This window comes from Hydrogenophaga sp. IBVHS2 (genome assembly GCF_002127215.1).
Classification (GTDB): domain Bacteria; phylum Pseudomonadota; class Gammaproteobacteria; order Burkholderiales; family Burkholderiaceae_C; genus Hydrogenophaga.
In genome coordinates this window covers 273,620-290,791 of sequence record NZ_NFUT01000002.1, presented here as the reverse complement: position 1 = coordinate 290,791, position 17,172 = coordinate 273,620, and the positions used below count along the sequence as shown (strand labels likewise).

Below are 17,172 nucleotides of genomic sequence, written 5' to 3'. Positions count from 1 at the left end.
GACGAGAATCTCATGAGTGAAAGCGACAACACACCCCGGAACAGGGGAGCTGCCGTGGCGGCAGACGACGAGCGCTGGGTGGGGGACTACTGGGGTGGTCTGCCACCGGAACCAGGAGACCACATGAGCGCAGCCATCTACCCGCACCCAGGGAACCGTGCGGCCGGATCGGGGGAGGAGCCGTCCCCGGGTCGGGCACATGCGGGCGCAGCGCCGCCGTCGGAGTCTGCCGAGCTCATCCACCAGTCGCACCGGCGCTCCCAGGCCTTCGGCATTGCGGCCAACGACGAACCCGACTTCTCAAGCCCGCGCAAGGGCGACCTGAACGATGTGCTGGCGGAGAACCGCTTCCTGTTCCAGCACGCGGCCCCGGTCATGGAGACGCTCTACGACCAGATCGTCAACACCCACAGCATGGTGCTGCTGACCTCGGCCAAGGGCATGGTGCTGCATTCGCTGGGCGACACCGACTTCCTGGAGAAGGCTTCCCGGGTGGCCCTGATGCCGGGCATGGACTGGTCGGAGCGCACCAAGGGCACGAACGCCATCGGCACCGCATTGACCGAGGAAGAGGCCCTCACGGTGCACGGCAGCCAGCACTACCTCAATGCCAACAAGTTCCTCACCTGCTCGGCCTCGCCCATCTTCGATCCGTACGGTCAGGTCATCGGCGCCCTGGACGTGACCGGCGACCACCGCAGCTACCACCAGCACACGCTGGCGCTGGTGCGCATGTCGGCCCAGATGATCGAGAACCACATGTTCGCCGACATCTTCCCGCAGGCCATCCGCATCCACTTCCACACCCGCTCCGAATTTCTGGGCACGCTGGTCGAAGGCATCGCGGTGTTCTCGCAGGAGGGCCGGTTCCTCTCGGCCAACCGCAGCGCGCAGTTCCAGTTCGGCCTGCCGTTCTCGGCGCTCAAGGCCCACACCTTTTCCTCGCTGTTCGGCATCCCGGTGTCGGCGCTGATCGACCTGTTCAGCGGCTCGCTGGCCAACCCCAAGCAGCTGGTCATGCACAACGGTGTGTCGGTGTGGTGCCGCGCGCGCATCAAGGCCTCGCACCCGTGGTCGGCCAGTGCCACCGGCGCACCGGCGCAGGATGCGGCTGCCGGCGCGCCGCCCGCCGAGGCAGCACCGGCGGCCGCGGCACAGCCCGTGCAGTCGACGGCACCGGCCGCTGCAGCCTCCCACCGCAAGCCCAATTTCTCGTCGCTTCAGTACCTCAACACCGGCGACCCGCAGGTGGCCTCGGTCATCCACAAGCTGCGCATGGTGTCGGGCCGCGACATCCCGGTGATGATCCTGGGCGAGACCGGCACCGGCAAGGACCTGCTGGCCCAGGCCATCCACGGCGACTCGCCGCGCCATGCCCAGCCCTTCGTGTCGGTGAACTGCGCCTCCATCCCCGAGACGCTGATCGAGTCGGAGCTGTTCGGCTACGAGGAAGGCGCCTTCACCGGCGCGCGCAAGAAGGGCGCCATCGGCAAGATCCAGCAGGCCCACGGCGGCACGCTGTTCCTCGACGAGATCGGCGACATGCCCAAGCACCTGCAGGCCCGCCTGCTGCGCGTGCTGCAGGAGCGCAAGGTGAGCCCGCTGGGCGCCGGCAAGGAGGTCGATGTGGATGTGGCGGTGGTGTGCGCCACGCACAAGAACCTCAAGGAGATGATCGCGCGGGGCGACTTCCGCGAGGACCTCTACTACCGCCTCAACGGCCTGGTGGTGCGGCTGCCGGCGCTGCGCGAGCGCACCGACTTCGAACTGGTGGTGCGCAAGATCCTGGGCACCCTGTGCGAGAACGGGCGCGAGATCGGCATCGCGCCCGACGTGATGGCGCTGTTCCAGCGCTACCCCTGGCCGGGCAACTTCCGACAGCTGCACAACCTGCTGCGCACCGCCGTGGTCATGGTGGGCTGCGACGGCGTGATCACCCGCGACCATCTGCCGGACGATTTCGTCGAGGAACTGGCCCAGATCGACTCGGTCACGCCCGTGCCCTCCACCATGGCGGCGCCAGCCGGCACCACCGCAGCACCACAGCCGGTGGCGCCCGCCGCGCCGGCCATGGCGGTCCCCGAGCCGACGGGCGCCGCCCCCGAACTGCACAGCCTGCAGGACGTGGCCCTGCAGGCCATGGCGCAGATGCTGCGTCTGCACAAGGGCAATGTGTCGGCAGCGGCCAAGGCGCTGGGCGTGTCGCGCAACACCATCTACCGCAAGAAGGACCTGCTACCGCCCGACCTGCTCCAGTGAGCCGGACGGGGCAGGCCCACGGTCCATCCACACCGGCTCCAGCTCGCGCCAGGCGCGCTGGGTGTTGAAACCCTGGCGCGATCGAAAGCCGGACCAGCCAGCCCATTCGTCCATCTGCACCGACTGCAGCTCGCCGGCGTGGCGACCGGCGTCCATGGCGGCCAGCACCCGGTCGTGCAGGGCCTGCAGATAGCGGCGGGTGGCCTCGAGCATGCGGGCATCGCCCACGCGCGAGCCCACCACCCAGCGCGGCCGGCGCTGCTGCAGCCGGTCCAGGGCCTGCAGCCACTGCAGCACGCTGCCCTGCGCCAGCTCGGGCAGGCGGCCCTCGTAGGCCAGACCACCCACCCACAGCACCTGCTGCTGCGGCAGCCACAGCACCAGATCGCTGGCGGTGTGGCCGCGCTCGGTGCCCAGCACCTGCAGCTGCAGCCGGCCCACGGCCAGCAATTCGCCCTCGCTGAGCACCCGCTGCGGCCAGACGATGGTGGTGCCGGTCATGGCCTGCTCGCCGGCACGCTCGGTGAGCGAGGCCAGGCAATCGGGGCAGCGGGCCACCATCGCCTCGCGGGTGCCGGCGTTGGCGGCGATGGGCCGGTCGGCGAAGGCCGCATTGGCCAGCACGTTCTCGGCATGCGCATGGGTGTTGACCACCCCGACCACCGCAGCCTGGAACCGGCAGGCAATGGACGCCCGCACCCGCAGCCCGTGCTGCAGCCCGGGCCCGGGATCGATGACCAGCGCCTCGCCGCCATCCACCACCAGCGACGTGGGGGCCACATGGCCGCCGTTGACCGCGGAGACCTCGTGGTTGGCCGCATCCCACACCCAGACGCCCGGGGCCAGTGCGCGCCAGGGCACCGGTTCGGCCTGGTCGCAGGCCGGCAGCGCCGGCGGCGCAGCCCGGGCCGATGCCGCCAGCACGAGCAGCAGCGCAGCCAGCAATGCCCGGCGGGGCGTCATCCGCGCACCACGCGTTGCAGCACGGCACGCGTGGCCGGCTCGTGCCCGAGGTGACCGGCCGGTGTGATGTGCAGCTCCACCGCCCCGCCGTGCTGCGCCCCCAGTGCCGCCCAGCGCCGGCTGTTGTCGGGCGGGCAGACCGCATCGAAGCGGCCATGGACCCAGGCCACAGGAACACCGTGCCGGGCCAGGTGCACGACCGCGCGGTCGAGCGTGGCCGGCCGCACACCGGCACGGCCCTGCAGCACCGCTGTCTGCACGCGGAATTTCTGCCAGGCCGCTCGGTCGCTGCGCTGCCGCTGCGGCCGCTCCAGGGCCGCCTGCGCGCGGCGCCAGCGGCGATGCAGTCCGGCCAGCTCCCGGGCCACCGCCGGTGCGTGGGCCGCGCGTTGGGAACGCGCGTGCAGCAGGCTGCGCCGCATGCCCTGCCAGGCCAGCGCCTGTTCGCGCAATCCCCAGCGGCGCAAGGCGCGCAGCGATGCAACAGAGGGTGTTGCAGATTGAAGCAGCCGGGTCAGGCGGGACAGTGCCTGCGCCGTGGAGGTGGCCTGCGGCACCGGTGCGGCGATGCCACGCCGACTCGGGGTTTTCCCGGGGCGGCGGTGCGGCACCAGCACGTTGTCGAGTTCGCGGCGGGTCAATGCAAAGGCACCGCGCAGCACCAGGCGCTGCACACGGTCGGTGTAAGTAGCCGCATACAGCAGGGCCGGCACCGTGCCCCACGAGCCGGCCAGCACCGACCAGCGTTCGACCCCCAGGTGCCGACGGAGGTCTTCCAGCTCCGCCACCAGCGTGGCTGCGGTCTGCGCGACGTCCTGACCGCGCGGACGCGATGCGCCGCTGCCGCGCTGGTCGGGCATGAAGGCCCGCTGCGAGGTCGGATCGATGGCCTGCCACAGGCCGGCGTTGCCGCCGGTGCCCGGGCCGCCGTGGATGACCAGCCAGACCTCGCCCTGCGGGTTTCCCCGTACGTTCCAGGCCATGCGCCCACCCCGCCGCAGCCGCATCGAGCCGGGGTTCAACCCCACAGGTTGCCGGGGCGTCACCGAAGCGACGGGCGCAACGCTTGAGGTGGCATCAATATTGCGGTACATGTTCGGGTCTGGCAGCAGTTCGGTTGCCGGATCAGCAGACATGTTTCATGCCAACCCACTCAGGAGACTGAAGATGCAATGGACGACCCCCGCCTTCACCGACATGCGTTTCGGTTTTGAAATCACGATGTACATCGCCAACCGCTGATTGCTGGCGTTGTGATCGAAAGCGCACGGGTGCAAACGCGTGCGCTTTTTTCTTGCCTGAGCGGGTCCTCTGCATGGGCCCATTCTGACTGTTGTTGTGACTGCTGACATGCGCATCCGGGTTCTGGGTTCTTCGGCCGGCGGGGGCTTCCCGCAATGGAACTGCAACTGTGCCAACTGCGCCGGCGTGCGCGCCGGCACGCTGAACGCGAGGCCGCGCACACAGTCGTCGATCGCGGTCACCGCCAACGGCACCGACTGGCTGCTGGTGAATGCCTCGCCCGACGTGCTGCAGCAGATCCGCGACAACCCCGAACTGCAACCGGCCCGCGCGGTGCGCGACACCGGCATCGCCGCCGTGCTGCTGATGGACGCACAGATCGACCATGTCACCGGCCTGCTGATGCTGCGCGAGCGCAGCACGCCGCTGCCGCTGCTGGCCACCCCGGAGGTGTTTTCCGACATCTCCAACGGCTTCCCCATCACCCGCATCCTGTCGCACTACTGCGGCGTGGCGGCCACCGAACTGCCCATCGACGGATCGGCCCTGCCGGTGCCCGGCCTGCCGGGCGTTGCGGTGCAGACCGTGGCGCTGGCCTCGCAGCCGCCACCGTACTCGCCCTTCCGCGGCAAGCCCCGCCCCGGCGACAACGTGGGCCTGCTGCTGAACAACCCGGCCACCGGTGCGCGGGTGTTCTATGCGCCGGGCCTGGGCGGCGTGTCGGACGATCTGCTGCAGCTCATGGCCGGCTGCAGCGTGGTGCTGGTCGACGGCACCTTCTGGACCGAAGACGAGATGATCCGCAACGGCCTGTCGAAGAAGCCGGCGGCCGAGATGGGCCACCTGCCGCAAAGCGGCCCGGGCGGCATGATCGAGGTGCTGGACCGCCTGCCGCGCAGCGTGCGCAAGATCCTCATCCACATCAACAACACCAACCCCATGCTGGTGGAAGACTCGCCCGAACGTGCCGTGCTCACGCAGCACGGCATCGAAGTGGCCTTCGACGGCATGGACATCGCGTTCTGATCTTCCCCTCTTCCATGGACATCGCCCGCACGCCCCTGCCCGACCCCCTGCTCCCGCCCTGGAGCCGCGAGGAGTTCGAGGCCCAGCTGCGCGCCAAGGGCCGCGCGTACCACATCCACCATCCCTTCAATGTGCGCATGAACGCCGGCGGCTGCACGCCCGACGAGCTGCGCTGCTGGGTGGCCAACCGCTTCTACTACCAGATCTGCATCCCGCGCAAGGACGCCGCCATCCTGGCCAACATGCCCGACCGCGAGCACCGGCGCCTGTGGGTCGAGCGCATCCTCGATCACGACGGCCATGGCGACTTCGAAGGCTCGAGCGCCGGCGGCATCGAGGCCTGGACGCGCCTGGGCGAGGCGGTGGGCATCTCGCGCGAGCAGCTGTGGTCGCTGCAGGGCGTGGTGCCGGCGGTGCGCTTTGCCTGCGACGCCTATGTGAACTTCGCCTCGCGCGCGCCGTGGCAGGAAGCGGTGTGCTCCTCGCTCACCGAGATGTTCGCGCCCCAGATCCACAAGGACCGCCTGGCCACCTGGCCCACGCACTACCCGTGGATCAACGAGGAAGGCCTGAGCTATTTCCGCAAGCGCATCCCGCTGGCCGGACGCGATGTGGACCATGGCCTGCGCGTCACCCTCGACCACTTCACCACCCGCGCGGCCCAGCACCGTGCGCTCGACATCCTGCAGTTCAAGCTCGACATCCTGTGGACCATGCTCGACGCCATCGAAAAGGCGTGCCAGTGAACATGAACGAACCGACCGAACCGACCGCCGCCAGCGGCACGACCGAACTGCCGCTGCACCCGCGCCTCAACCGCCGCTTCCGTCTGCAGTACGAAGAGACGCAGCTGCGCCATGTGCTGCTCTACCCCGAGGGCATGGTGCAGCTCAACGACACCGCCGCCGAGATCCTCAAGCGCTGCAAGGGCGAGCACACGCTCGATCAGATCGTGGCCGATCTGGAGGCGGCGTTCCGTGTGCAGGGCATCGGACCGCAGGTGCGCAACCTGCTTGAAGAGGGCGTGCGCCGTGGCTGGATCGAGTGACGTGGTGAAGCTGGCCGACCGGCCCGTGGGCCAGCCCCTGTGGCTGCTGGCCGAGCTCACCTACAAGTGCCCGCTGCACTGCGTGTTCTGCTACAACCCCACGCAGCATGCGCAGGTCAGCAACGAGCTGACCACCGCGCAGTGGGTGGACGTGATGCAGCAGGCGCGCAAGCTGGGCGCGGCCCAGCTGGGTTTCTCGGGCGGCGAGCCGCTGCTGCGCGACGACCTGGAAGACCTGGTGGCCGAGGCCCACCGCCTGGGCTACTACACCAACCTGATCACCTCCGGCGTGGGCCTGACCGAAGCCCGCGCCCGGCGCCTGAAGGATGCCGGCCTGGACCATGTGCAGCTCTCGTTCCAGGACAGCACCCGCGAGCTCAACGACTTCCTGAGCCACACGAAAACCTTCGAGCTCAAGCAGAAGGTGGCGCGCATCATCAAGCAGCACGACTGGCCCATGGTGCTCAACTGCGTGCTGCACCGGCACAACCTGCCGCATGTGGACAAGATCATCGAGATGGCGCTGGCCCTGGATGCCGAATACCTGGAACTCGCCAACACCCAGTACTACGGCTGGGCCTGGGTCAACCGCGACCAGCTCATGCCCACGCGCGAGCAGCTGCAGGAGGCCGAGGCGGTGGTCAACCGCTACCGCCAGCAGATCGGCAACCGCTGCCGCCTGCTCTTCGTGGTGCCCGACTACTTCGAGGAACGCCCCAAGGCCTGCATGAACGGCTGGGGCGCGGTGTTCCTGTCGGTGGCACCCGATGGTCTGGCCATGCCCTGCCACAATGCGCGCAACCTGCCCGGCCTGGCCCTGCCCAACGTCACCACCACGCCGCTGGCCGACATCTGGCACAAGAGCCAGGCCTTCAACGCTTACCGGGGCGAAGACTGGATGCAGGAGCCCTGCCGCAGCTGCGACGAGCGCCACAAGGACTTCGGTGGCTGCCGCTGCCAGGCCTTCCAGATCGTTGGCGATGCCGCCGCCACCGACCCGGTGTGCAGCAAGAGCCCGCACCATGAGCAGGTGGTGAAGCTGGTCCGCGAGGCCCCGAGCCGGCGCGAGATCCCCATCGTCTTCCGCAGCGACGCGAATTCGCGCGAGCTGCACCCGACCCCGGCGGACACCCGGTGAGCAGCACCGCCCACCATCGCATGCTGGGTGCAGCGGTGGTGCACCGGCTGCCCGGCCTGCAGCGCAGCCCGTTCGCGCTGGAGCGTGCCGAGAACGGGCTGTTCCTGCTGTGGCTGGCCTGGATGGGCCTGCTGCTGCTGGCCACCTTCCTGCTGTGGCGCGCCGGGGCCTGGCACCGGCTGGTGGCGGCCGACCCCACCTTCCTCACCGTGGTCATCACGCTGCTGTTCTTCGGCTGCTCGATCTGGGCCGGTCGCCGGGCCTGGGTGCTGGGGCAGCAGCGGCGGCAGCTCGATGTGTGGATCGCCCAGGGCGCACCCAGCGGCGCCGGCCCCGACTGGGCCGAGGAATACCGCCGCGGCTGCAGCGCACCCGGCGCGGACCGCGGCACCTGGATGCAGGTGCTGGGCGAACGCGCCCACGGTCCGCACGAAATGGCCTGGTGGCTCAACGGCATCCAGCTCAAGCTCGGCCTGCTGGGCAAGGTGATCGGCTTCTCCATCCTGGCGCTGCAGCTCGGCGACATGCAGAGCTTCGACGCCAGCCAGTCCAGCCAGCTGCTCAAGAGCCTGACCGGCGGCCTGGGCATTGCCCTGCTGACCACCGTGACCGGACTCACCGGCAACATCCTGCTGGGCCTGCAGCTGATGCGGCTGGACCGCTTTGCCGATGCGCTGGTGGCCGACACGCTGGCCAGCGCCGAGACGGCCCTCAACCCACCCGACACCGGAGCTGCGCATGGCCATCGGCCGCCCGGTGCGTGACACCGAGACCGACCCGTTCTACGACATGTTGTTCAACATGTTGATCGCGTTCGTCTTCTGCTTCGTCATCGCCCTGCTGGCGTTCAACCCCAAGTCGCGCAAGGCCGGCGACATCCCGGCCAAGGCCGAATTCATCATCACCATCAGCTGGCCCGACGGCAACCCGAACGACATCGACGCCTGGGTGAACGAACCCAGCGGCAAGACGCTGTGGTTCCGCCAGCGCGACGCCGGCCTGCTGCACCTGGACCGAGACGACCGGGGCGAGAAGAACAGCAGCGTGCTGGTCAATGGCCGCGTGGTGAGCAGCCCGATCCGCCAGGAGATCGTCACCGTGCGCGGGATCGCGCCCGGCGAATACGTGGTGAATGCCCACTATTACGACAGCCGCGACCAGCAACCGGTGGACGTGTCGGTGAGCGTGGTCAAGGTCAACCCCGAAGCCCAGATCGTCTTCACCGGCACGCAGCAGATTCCCCGCAAGGGCGACGAACGCACCCTGGTGCGCTTCACGCTGGACGACAGCGGCAGCGTGACCGACCTCAACACCCGTCCGCTGACCATCGTGCAGCGCACCGGCCTCTGACCATGACACCTGACACGGGCGCCACGCCATGATCCCTGCCGTCTCTTCCCAGCTGTTGCTGCTGGTGATCGTCTATGCCCTGCTGGCCTTCCTGCTGCTGGTGCTGTGCCTGGCCACGCGATGGCGCTGGTGGGTCAAGGCCGGCGGCGTGGTGCTGGTGACCGGTTTTTACCTGCTGGCCCATGGCACCTTCCTGGGCATGGCCGGCTGGCCCAGCGACGACCGCCTGCCCGAGAAATTCGTGCTGCTGGCTGCCGTGTTCGACGAGCCCAGCCCGGCGCGCGGGCATGCCGGCGCCATCTACATCTGGGTCAACCCCATGAAGGACAACCAGCCCCTGGCCATGCCGCGGGTGCACCGCCTGCCCTACGAGAAGGACCTGCACCGCATCCTGGGCGACGGCATCAAGAAGGCGCGCGACGGCAACACCCAGATGGGCAGCACCGAACCCATCCGGGGCCAGGGCGGGTTCGCGTGGCTGCGCCCGCCCGGCAACGACAAGCTGCAGATCAAGCTGAGCGATCTGCCCCGAGCGCAGCTGCCGGAGAAATGATGACCCGCCGCACCGCTGCACGCGCAGCGCTTCTGCTCTTCCCCGTCGCCCTGCTCTCCGGCTGCGGCAAGGCCGACCTGGGGCCGGTGTGGTTTCCGCTGAAGGAAGGCACGGCCATCACCTACGAGGTCACTCAGACCGGAGAGGACGCGCCGCCGCCGCAGGAATGGACGCTGCGTGTGACGGCGCCCGCCACGCTCGACCAGGTGCCGATGGCCGTGCGCCACCACTCGCTGGGCGTGAGCTACTACCTGCGGCACGACGAGCAGGGCGTGCGCCGCATGGCCACACGCATGGACATCGACGAAGAACCCACGCCCGAGAAGGAGCCGCTGTGGGTGCTCAAGGCGCCCTACACCGTGGGCACCGAATGGACCACGCCCACCGTGCCCTACCTCATCCTGCGGCGCAACGAATACCCGCGCGAGCTGCGCTACAGCCACCGCGCGCTGATGCAGTGGCGCATCGAGGCGGTGGACGACACCGTCACCACACCCAGCGGCACCCACAAGCCCTGCCTGCGGGTGGCAGGCCGGGCCGAGCTCAACCTCTACACCGACCCGGTCAACGGCTTCACCAACGTGCCCCTGATCAGCCGCGAGTGGTACTGCCAGGGCGTGGGCCTGGTGAAGTTCGAGCGCGAGGAAAAGGTGCCGCCGGGCTTCCTGACCGGGGGGACGTTGACGGCGGAGGCAGTGCGCTGAGGAGGATCAGGGCTTCTCGATCCGGATCTGCGTGATCCAGCGCGCACCCGGGGCAAAGTCGTCCCGGTCGGTCGGGCTGTACAGGGGCTGGTCGGGCCGATCCGGCGGCACGCCCAGGCGGTTGAGGTCGATGGCCTGCGGTTCGCCCACCAGCGCAGCGCCCTCCTCTCGCAGCTGGAACACCATGCCGTTCCACAGCTTGGCGCCGTAGTCGCGCGGCTGCTTGAAGAAGAACAGCAGGTGGTGCTCCAGCCAGGCTAGGTCGCCCGGCTTCACGCGGGCCGGGCTGGCATACGGGTACGGCACGAAGCAGCTGATCTCCACCTCGGCGGGCAGGCACTTGAACTCGCGCATGGAGAGGAAGTGGTCGCGCATCACCGCCGGGTCGACGCTGACCTTGAAGGCCGCCCCGCCCTGCGGCTGCGGCATGAATTCGACCCGGCCGATGGCGGTGCGTGCCCCATCGCGGGTCACGGCCACCAGGGTCTTGGTGCCGCTGTAGTCGAAGGCCTGCACGCCACCACAACCCCCGAGCAGGGCCATGGTCAGGAGCAGGCGAAAGCTCATGGCTTGATGGTCAGCACCCAGGCCGAGAGCAGCTTGAGGTCGGACGGGCTCAGGCTGGCGTGCGGCGGCATGGGGATGCGGCCGTACTTGCCCTTGGAGCCGTTCTGGATCGACTGCGCCAGGGTGGCGGCAGCGTCCTTGTCGCCGGCGTAACGCTCGGCGATGGTGGCAAAGGCAGGGCCGACCACCTTCTCGGCGTTGGCATGGCACGAATAGCAGCCGCTGGCCTTGGCCAGTTCGACGGCGGCGGCCGCGTCCAGGGCATGGGCCGGTGCGCCCAGCAGCGCAGCCGCACCGATGGCAACGGACAGGGAGAGAGGGAAACGCATGTGATTCATCCGAAAAAAAAGGGTGGCGGGCTTGCGCCGCGCCACCCCTCACCCACACAACTTACTTCATGAGCTTGAAGGTCCAGACGGAACCGCCCTGCTCCAGGAAATTCACCTTCTTGGCGACTTCACCGCCCCACAGGGGAACGGCGCCACCCCAGCCGGAGACCACGCTGATGTACTGCTCGCCGTCCTGCATCCAGGTGATGGGCGGGGCCACCACGCCGGAGCCGGTCTGGAACTGCCACACCACCTTGCCGGTCTTGGCATCGGCGGCCTTCAGGAAGCCTTCCGGGGTGCCCCAGAACACCAGGTCGCCGGCGGTCATCACGCCACCCCACAGCGGGGCGTTGTTCTTGACTTCCCAGGCCACCTTGCCGGTCTTGGGATCGATGGCGCGCAGCGAACCGATGTGGTCGTCGAACAGCGGCTTGATGGTGAAGCCAGCACCCAGGTAGGCCGCACCCTTCTTGTAGGTGATGGGCTCGTTCCAGATCTCCATGCCCCATTCGTTGGTGGGCACGTAGAACAGGCCGGTCTTGGGGCTGTAGGCCATGGGCATCTGGTTCTTGCCGCCCAGGAAGCCCGGTGCCGAGAACACGCTCTTGCCCTTGGTGCCGTCGCCGCCGGCAGCCGTCGGGTCGCCCGGGCGGTTGTCGTCGACGAAGTTGGGACGGCCGGTCTTCAGATCGATGCCGGTGGCCCAGGTCACCTTCTTCACGAACGGGAAGGCGTTCACCAGCTTGCCGGTGGTGGCGTCGTTCACGTAGAAGAAACCGTTGCGGTCGGCCTTGGCGCCCATGCGCTTGCCGTCCATGTCGAACGTCACGAACTCGTTCACGCCGTCATAGTCCCAGCCGTCGTTCGGGGTGTTCTGGTAGTGCCAGACGATCTTGCCGGTCTTGACGTCGATGGCCACGGTGGAGGCCGAGTACAGGTTGTCGCCCTTGCGCACGTGGCTGTTCCACGGACCCGGGTTGCCGGTGCCGAAGTAGGCCAGGCCGGTCTTGGGATCGTAGGTGCCGCCCAGCCAGGTGGCCGCACCGCCGGTTTTCCAGGTCTCGCCCGGCCAGGTGGCGTTGGTGGTGCCGGAGATGCCGTTCTCCTTGCCGTCCTTGTAGCCCATGTGGCCTTCGACCACCGGACGGGTCCAGACCATCTTGCCGGTCTTGGGATCGCGGGCTTCCACGCGGCCCACCACACCGAACTCGCCGCCGGACACGCCGGTCAGCAGCAGGCCTTCGGCGATCAGCGGGGCAGCGGTGTAGCTGTAGCCGGCAGAGTAGTCATCGATCTTCTCGCGCCACACCACCTTGCCGGTGTTCTGGTCCAGGGCCACCAGCTGGGCGTCCAGAGTGCCGAAGATCACCAGGTTGTCATAGAGGGCAGCGCCGCGGTTGATCACGTCGCAGCAGGGCATGATGCCCTCGGGCAGACGGTGCTCGTACTTCCACAGCTTCTGGCCGGTCTTGGCGTCCACTGCATAGATGCGCGAGTAGGACGCGGTGACGAACATCTTGCCGTTGTGCACCAGCGGCTGGCTCTGCTGGCCGCGCTGCTTTTCGCCACCGAACGACATCGACCACACCGGCACCAGCTTGTTGATGGTCTTGGCGTTGATGTTGTTCAGGTTCGAGTGGCGCTGGCCCTGGGTGCCCATGCCCCAGCTCAGCACGTTGTCGGGGGAATTGGCGTCGTTGGCGATCATGGCGTCGGTCACGCCCTGGGCGCTCACCTGCGCGGTGGCGGCCAGCATCAACAGGCTCAATAGGGTGCGTTTCACTGTCGGTCTCCTGCTCTTGGGGTTGATGGCGGCGACCACACCCTTGTGCGGTCGCTGGTGACACCCCGACCCCTCCGGTCTTTGGGTTGCACAGACCCCAAAGGGCAACATCTGTGCCAGGGTCTGCCACCCGGGAATCCTTCGTGTAAACCCCTAGAAAAACCGCCCACTGACCGTCCGGACCGGCCGGCTGCAACACTGCCGGCGCCACGCACTGTTCATGGACTGTTCATGCGTGTTCAGAAATGAATCACCCGTCGGTGCAACAGTCCTGAACGGTCCGGTACAGGACTGTCCCGGCCGTATCAGCCGCTGTGTCAGCGAGCCTGCAGCGCCTGCTGCTCGAAGCGCGGGTACCACTGGGTCAGGCTTCGGTGCAGCTCGGCCGGCTGGGCCGCCCAGCCGGCGAATCGGGCCGGCACCGGGGTGCGCAGCAGCTCGCTCAGGTCGACCCCGCGCTCGGCGCTCTCGCGCATCAGGGTGGTCATCCAGCGCAGCCAGTCGCGGGTCTGCTGCAGGCCGGACAGGCCGGTGTGCACCGGGCCGTGGCTGGGCACCACGGTGCGGAACTTGCCCTGGGCATGCCAGCGCTCCAGCACGTCCAGGCTGGCCTGCCAGGCCGCAAAGTCGGCGTGCGGCGTGGTGGGCACCCGGTCGGCAAAGACCAGGCCGCCGGCGTAGAGCACGCCGGTGGTGGTGTCGATCAGCACCAGGTCGTCGGCGGTGTGGCCGCTCAGGCGGTGCAGCTCCAGCGTGTGCCCGCCCAGGCGCAGGGTCTGGGGCAGGCGGGCCGGGTCGATTGCTTCGGTCGACGGCGTGGATTCGGTGCCCTTCATCCAGTCGCCGCACAGGCGGTAGAGGTTGTCGGCATAGGCCCGCCCCTCGGCCTGCATGCCGGCGATGCTGCCGGCCAGCGCCGCCGTGGGCACGCCGGCCCAGGCCTGGTGGCCGAAGAAATAGTCGGGGTGCAGGTTCAGGCTCAGCACCCGCTGGACCGGACGGGGCGTGGTGCGGGCCACGGCTGCGCGTTGCTGCTCGCCGTACAGGCGCGAAGGCCCGGTGTTGATCACCCAGGTGCCCTCGGGCGTGGCAATGAAGGCGGTGTTGATGATGTTGCAGCCGTTGCCCCGGCTGAAGTCCTCCACCGCGCCTTCGATCACCCAAGTGTCGGCCGCGAGCTGGCGCGGCTGCAGGCGGTAGTCGGGCAGCGTGAGCGAGGTCTGGGCCTGGGCCCAGGCATGGCCCAGCAGGCCGAGCAGCAGCCCGGCGAGCACCAGGCGCGGCTTCACGCCTGCACCTCGGCGCGGATGCGGTTGCCGTTGTTGTCGCGCCCGTGCAGCAGCCAGGTGCCGGCGGCCTCGCGCGGCAGCTCCAGCGTGAGCAGCGGGTTCTCCGACACCGGCTCGTGCAGCGCCAGCCGAAGCCAGGGCTGACCGGCCGCATCGTCGAGCTGGAGCTGCTCGATGTAGAAGGCCGGCACGCCGGCCACCAGCCCGGTATCCATGGGGTGCATCACCCGCAGGCGCAGGCGGCGGCTGCCTTCGATGGCGTTGGGGAACACGCGGGCCTGCACCTGGTTGAGGGTGCGGCTCCAGGAGCCGTCGGCCCGGGTGGCGCCCGGCACGGTGCAGCCGCCACCGGCGGCCTGCACCCAGGTGCTGCCCACATGCCACTGGCCGTCGCGCGTCTTCACCATCGCGCGCACCGGCGATGCCTGTTCCATGCGGATGCGGAAGGCCAGCACCGGCAGCGCCCGCAGCGGCTCGTAGGTCAGCACTTCGCGCACCGGGTTGCGGTCCACCACCACCTGGATGCGCTCCACGCCGCCACCGGTGCCGGCCAGGGCGCGCGCGTCGACCTGCAGCGGCACGTTCATGGCGTCGTCGGCAAAGGTGGGGCCACGCACCACCACCTCCGGTGCAAAGCGCATCGGGGCCTGGCCGAGGTACTGCTTGCGCAGGGTGGGCCACTGCATGGAGCCCAGCGGATCGCCACCGGTGAGGTCGTCACTGGCGTGCGCGCCGGTGGCCGACAGGGCGGCGCCCAGCAGCAGGTGACGGCGGTTCAGTCGGATCGGATCGTTCGGCATGTCGATGTCCTCAGCCCCCGCCCTTCTGGCGGATGAAGCCGCGCTGCGGGTCGTAGCCCCACAGCGCCAGCGCAAAAAAGATGGCGCCACAGCCCAGCACCACCGCCCACGACAGGGCATTGAGCTGGCCGTACATGGCAAACCGCATGGCCTCCACCGCGTGGGTGAAGGGGTTGAACTCGGCCAGGCGCAGCAGCCAGACCGCCCCCGACTCCTCCAGCTTCCACAGCGGGTAGAGCGCCGGGCTGATGAAGAACATGGGGAAGATGACGAAGTTCATGGTGCCGGCAAAGTTCTCCAGCTGCTTCACGTACACCGACAGCATCAGGCCCAGGGCGGCCAGCAGGGCGGCGCCCGCCGTCATGGCCAGCAGCAGCCCCGGCAGGTGGAGCAGACCGAAGTCCACACCGAAGGCCCGGGCGATGGCCAGGAACACCACCATCTGCAGCACCGACAGCACGGTGCTGGCCAGCAGCTTGAAGCCCAGCAGCCAGCCGCGCGCCAGCGGTGCGGTGAGCAGCAACCGCATCACGCCCATCTCGCGGTCGTAGACCATGGACAGCGAGCTCTGCATGCCGTTGAACAGCGCCACCATGCCCAGCAGGCCGGGCACCATGTAGACCTTGTATTCGATGTAGGTCTCGTAGGGCGGGATGATGGCCACGCCGAACACGTTGTGAAAGCCCGCCGAGAACACCACGAACCACAGCAGCGGCCGCACCAGGGCCGAACCCAGGCGCGAGGGCTGGCGCACGAAGCGGCCGATCTCGCGGCCCACCACCGCGCGCAGGGCGCGCAGCAGGTGCAGCCCCAGCGGAGGGCGCGGCAGGGTCAGGTCGACCGGGTTCATCGTGCCTTGCATGTGGTCTCCGCTTCGTCCACGCCCAGGGTGTCGAGCACGTCCTTGGGGTGCAGCACGCCGTCCAGCGGGGCCAGGCCCACCACGCCGTCGCCATGCGCCAAGAACAGCGGCTGGCGCAGCTGGCCGTCCCAGGCGCGGAAGCTCAGGCGCGGGCCCTTGAAGCCGTCGATGTAGCTCTGGCCGGTGCGCAGGCGCTGGATGTGCTGGGCCACCGGCGCGCGCGGGGCGTCCACCAGCGCAGCCGCCACCGCCTTGGCCGCCGCCCAGGCCGCCCAGTCATGACCGAGCATGGGCCGGCTCTCCTGCCTGGCAAACCGGCGGGTGAGCTGCGGTCCGCCGTTGCGCTCCCACTGCGGATGCCAGGGCTGCGCCGTCAGGCCGTTGGCGCCTACCACCGGGCGCGGCCACTGGGTGGCATAGGGCAGCAGCCGGGCGAATTCGCCGTTGGCGTCCATCACCGCCACCACCTCGTGTTCGCGCTCGCCGGTCAGCAGCCGGGTGTTGGCCAGGTCGCGGTCGCGCGGGTCGCCGGTGAGCTTGAAGGGCTTCTGCTGGGTCACCTTCAGGCCATAACGCCGGGCACTGCGCAGGAAGGCCTCGGTCTGCAGCGCATCGGCCGCGTCCGGCCCGGTGAGCAGCAGCACCTTGCGCCAGTTGCGCGCCGCCAGGTACTGGGCCAGGGCATCCGACAGCATGGCGCGGCTGGGGTAGGTGTGCAGCAGGTGGGGGGCGCACTGGGCACCTCGCAGGCTGTCGCTGTCCAGCCCGGCGTTGACGATCAGCGCGCCACCGAGTGCGGCCGGTGCGGTCTGCACCAGCTGGCGCAGCAGCGGCTCGGGCAGGTCGGCCACGATGTGCTGCACCCGGGCGGCCTTGAGTTCGGCCAGGGCCTTGGGCAGGCCGGCCGCGTCGTTGATGAGCAGCTCGCGCACCGGCATCTCGACCCCGGCGGCCTCCAGCTCGAAGGCCGAGTCCTCGGCACCGAGCTTCACGCCCTCGAGGGCGCGGCCGGCCGGATGGCCCGGGTAGGCCCGCTCCATGCGGCGGTTGGCATAGCGGGGGTCGTCGGCCAGACCGATGACGGCCAGCGGCACGGTCACCGGTTTCGCGGCGGGCTGCGCCCGGGCGGCGCTCGGCGCCAGCGCGAGGCCACCGATCAGGGTCGCGCAGACGAGGGACAAGAACACGGAAACAGGCAACGGCGTCAGGGGCATGGTGTGGGTTGGCAGCAAATTCGATGCCAGCCAAACAGGAACGGA

Annotated in this window: 19 protein-coding genes; 10 read left to right on the top strand and 9 right to left on the bottom strand. The window is 69.1% G+C overall.

Going from position 1 to position 17,172, the window contains the following annotated elements; genetic code table 11:
• The first annotated feature begins 123 nt into the window (after window positions 1-123).
• Window positions 124-2,259 carry a sigma-54-dependent Fis family transcriptional regulator gene (locus tag CAP38_RS06140; RefSeq protein WP_086120021.1) on the top strand — a complete coding sequence of 712 codons (2,136 nt, stop codon included), beginning with the start codon at window positions 124-126 and terminating at the stop codon, window positions 2,257-2,259.
• On the opposite strand, the gene CAP38_RS06135 is transcribed toward CAP38_RS06140, so the two are convergent.
• A complete protein-coding gene (locus tag CAP38_RS06135) occupies window positions 2,236-3,222 on the bottom strand; it encodes an MBL fold metallo-hydrolase (protein ID WP_086120020.1) in 987 nt (328 codons plus the stop codon). The genes CAP38_RS06140 and CAP38_RS06135 overlap by 24 nt on opposite strands.
• Entirely contained in the window at window positions 3,219-4,205 is a 987-nt protein-coding gene (locus tag CAP38_RS06130; protein WP_179188471.1) for an alpha/beta fold hydrolase, read from the bottom strand. The genes CAP38_RS06135 and CAP38_RS06130 overlap by 4 nt, the downstream gene beginning before the upstream one ends.
• A 184-nt stretch (window positions 4,206-4,389) precedes the next feature.
• Here CAP38_RS06130 and pqqA point away from each other — a divergent pair, with 184 nt between their 5' ends.
• From pqqA to CAP38_RS06090, 9 genes are all read left to right on the top strand, one after another.
• Entirely contained in the window at window positions 4,390-4,464 is a 75-nt protein-coding gene (pqqA, locus tag CAP38_RS06125; RefSeq protein WP_086121059.1) for a pyrroloquinoline quinone precursor peptide PqqA, read from the top strand.
• Window positions 4,465-4,572: 108 nt separating this feature from the next.
• Window positions 4,573-5,490: a pyrroloquinoline quinone biosynthesis protein PqqB gene (pqqB, locus tag CAP38_RS06120; RefSeq protein WP_086120018.1), complete on the top strand. Its 918-nt coding sequence runs from the start codon at window positions 4,573-4,575 to the stop codon at window positions 5,488-5,490.
• A gap of 14 nt (window positions 5,491-5,504) precedes the next feature.
• On the top strand, window positions 5,505-6,236 hold the full coding sequence (pqqC, locus tag CAP38_RS06115) for a pyrroloquinoline-quinone synthase PqqC (protein ID WP_086120017.1): 732 nt from the start codon (window positions 5,505-5,507) through the stop codon (window positions 6,234-6,236).
• A gap of 2 nt (window positions 6,237-6,238) precedes the next feature.
• On the top strand, window positions 6,239-6,538 hold the full coding sequence (gene pqqD / locus CAP38_RS15465) for a pyrroloquinoline quinone biosynthesis peptide chaperone PqqD (protein WP_256924311.1): 300 nt from the start codon (window positions 6,239-6,241) through the stop codon (window positions 6,536-6,538).
• A gap of 4 nt (window positions 6,539-6,542) precedes the next feature.
• Window positions 6,543-7,676, top strand: a complete 1,134-nt coding sequence (gene pqqE / locus CAP38_RS06110) for a pyrroloquinoline quinone biosynthesis protein PqqE (RefSeq protein ID WP_256924310.1) — start codon at window positions 6,543-6,545, stop codon at window positions 7,674-7,676.
• Window positions 7,673-8,440 (top strand): hypothetical protein, encoded by a 768-nt coding sequence (locus CAP38_RS06105; RefSeq protein WP_179188470.1) that lies wholly within the window; start codon window positions 7,673-7,675, stop codon window positions 8,438-8,440. Before pqqE ends, CAP38_RS06105 begins: the two co-directional genes overlap by 4 nt.
• Entirely contained in the window at window positions 8,415-9,026 is a 612-nt protein-coding gene (locus CAP38_RS06100; protein WP_086120015.1) for a hypothetical protein, read from the top strand. The genes CAP38_RS06105 and CAP38_RS06100 overlap by 26 nt, the downstream gene beginning before the upstream one ends.
• Before the next feature lie 28 nt (window positions 9,027-9,054).
• Window positions 9,055-9,579 carry a hypothetical protein gene (locus CAP38_RS06095; RefSeq protein WP_086120014.1) on the top strand — a complete coding sequence of 175 codons (525 nt, stop codon included), beginning with the start codon at window positions 9,055-9,057 and terminating at the stop codon, window positions 9,577-9,579.
• A complete protein-coding gene (locus CAP38_RS06090; protein WP_086120013.1) occupies window positions 9,579-10,283 on the top strand; it encodes a hypothetical protein in 705 nt (234 codons plus the stop codon). The genes CAP38_RS06095 and CAP38_RS06090 overlap by 1 nt, the downstream gene beginning before the upstream one ends.
• 6 nt (window positions 10,284-10,289) lie before the next feature.
• Here the strand turns inward: CAP38_RS06090 and CAP38_RS06085 are convergent, their stop codons facing one another.
• The 7 genes from CAP38_RS06085 to CAP38_RS06055 form a co-directional block, all read right to left on the bottom strand.
• On the bottom strand, window positions 10,290-10,850 hold the full coding sequence (locus CAP38_RS06085) for a hypothetical protein (RefSeq protein WP_086120012.1): 561 nt from the start codon (window positions 10,848-10,850) through the stop codon (window positions 10,290-10,292).
• Window positions 10,847-11,179, bottom strand: a complete 333-nt coding sequence (locus CAP38_RS06080; protein WP_086120011.1) for a c-type cytochrome — start codon at window positions 11,177-11,179, stop codon at window positions 10,847-10,849. The genes CAP38_RS06085 and CAP38_RS06080 overlap by 4 nt, the downstream gene beginning before the upstream one ends.
• Window positions 11,180-11,240: 61 nt before the next feature.
• On the bottom strand, window positions 11,241-12,935 hold the full coding sequence (locus CAP38_RS06075; protein WP_086120010.1) for a PQQ-dependent methanol/ethanol family dehydrogenase: 1,695 nt from the start codon (window positions 12,933-12,935) through the stop codon (window positions 11,241-11,243).
• A 344-nt stretch (window positions 12,936-13,279) separates the two neighbouring features.
• Complete coding sequence (locus CAP38_RS06070; protein WP_086120009.1) at window positions 13,280-14,251, bottom strand: quinoprotein relay system zinc metallohydrolase 1; 972 nt, start codon at window positions 14,249-14,251, stop codon at window positions 13,280-13,282.
• The gene (locus CAP38_RS06065; protein WP_086120008.1) at window positions 14,248-15,051 is read right to left on the bottom strand and encodes a quinoprotein dehydrogenase-associated SoxYZ-like carrier; all 804 of its coding nucleotides are present in this window, start codon (window positions 15,049-15,051) and stop codon (window positions 14,248-14,250) included. Before CAP38_RS06065 ends, CAP38_RS06070 begins: the two co-directional genes overlap by 4 nt.
• A gap of 10 nt (window positions 15,052-15,061) precedes the next feature.
• A complete protein-coding gene (locus CAP38_RS06060) occupies window positions 15,062-15,913 on the bottom strand; it encodes an ABC transporter permease (protein ID WP_256924309.1) in 852 nt (283 codons plus the stop codon).
• Window positions 15,898-17,100 carry a branched-chain amino acid ABC transporter substrate-binding protein gene (locus CAP38_RS06055; RefSeq protein WP_256924308.1) on the bottom strand — a complete coding sequence of 401 codons (1,203 nt, stop codon included), beginning with the start codon at window positions 17,098-17,100 and terminating at the stop codon, window positions 15,898-15,900. The genes CAP38_RS06060 and CAP38_RS06055 overlap by 16 nt, the downstream gene beginning before the upstream one ends.
• Window positions 17,101-17,172: the final 72 nt, after the last annotated feature.

Bases quoted from the DNA above. Each gene is read 5' to 3' on its own strand.
- CAP38_RS06095 (WP_086120014.1), top strand. From the start codon at position 9,055: ATGATCCCTGCCGTCTCTTCCCAGCTGTTGCTGCTGGTGATCGTCTAT.
- CAP38_RS06060 (WP_256924309.1), bottom strand. From the start codon at position 15,913: ATGCAAGGCACGATGAACCCGGTCGACCTGACCCTGCCGCGCCCTCCG.
- pqqC (WP_086120017.1), top strand. From the start codon at position 5,505: ATGGACATCGCCCGCACGCCCCTGCCCGACCCCCTGCTCCCGCCCTGG.
- CAP38_RS06065 (WP_086120008.1), bottom strand. From the start codon at position 15,051: ATGCCGAACGATCCGATCCGACTGAACCGCCGTCACCTGCTGCTGGGC.
- CAP38_RS06075 (WP_086120010.1), bottom strand. From the start codon at position 12,935: ATGCTGGCCGCCACCGCGCAGGTGAGCGCCCAGGGCGTGACCGACGCC.
- CAP38_RS06140 (WP_086120021.1), top strand. From the start codon at position 124: ATGAGCGCAGCCATCTACCCGCACCCAGGGAACCGTGCGGCCGGATCG.
- pqqD (WP_256924311.1), top strand. From the start codon at position 6,239: ATGAACGAACCGACCGAACCGACCGCCGCCAGCGGCACGACCGAACTG.
- CAP38_RS06090 (WP_086120013.1), top strand. From the start codon at position 9,579: ATGACCCGCCGCACCGCTGCACGCGCAGCGCTTCTGCTCTTCCCCGTC.
- pqqB (WP_086120018.1), top strand. From the start codon at position 4,573: ATGCGCATCCGGGTTCTGGGTTCTTCGGCCGGCGGGGGCTTCCCGCAA.
- CAP38_RS06080 (WP_086120011.1), bottom strand. From the start codon at position 11,179: ATGCGTTTCCCTCTCTCCCTGTCCGTTGCCATCGGTGCGGCTGCGCTG.
- CAP38_RS06130 (WP_179188471.1), bottom strand. From the start codon at position 4,205: ATGGCCTGGAACGTACGGGGAAACCCGCAGGGCGAGGTCTGGCTGGTC.
- CAP38_RS06100 (WP_086120015.1), top strand. From the start codon at position 8,415: ATGGCCATCGGCCGCCCGGTGCGTGACACCGAGACCGACCCGTTCTAC.
- CAP38_RS06135 (WP_086120020.1), bottom strand. From the start codon at position 3,222: ATGACGCCCCGCCGGGCATTGCTGGCTGCGCTGCTGCTCGTGCTGGCG.
- CAP38_RS06085 (WP_086120012.1), bottom strand. From the start codon at position 10,850: ATGAGCTTTCGCCTGCTCCTGACCATGGCCCTGCTCGGGGGTTGTGGT.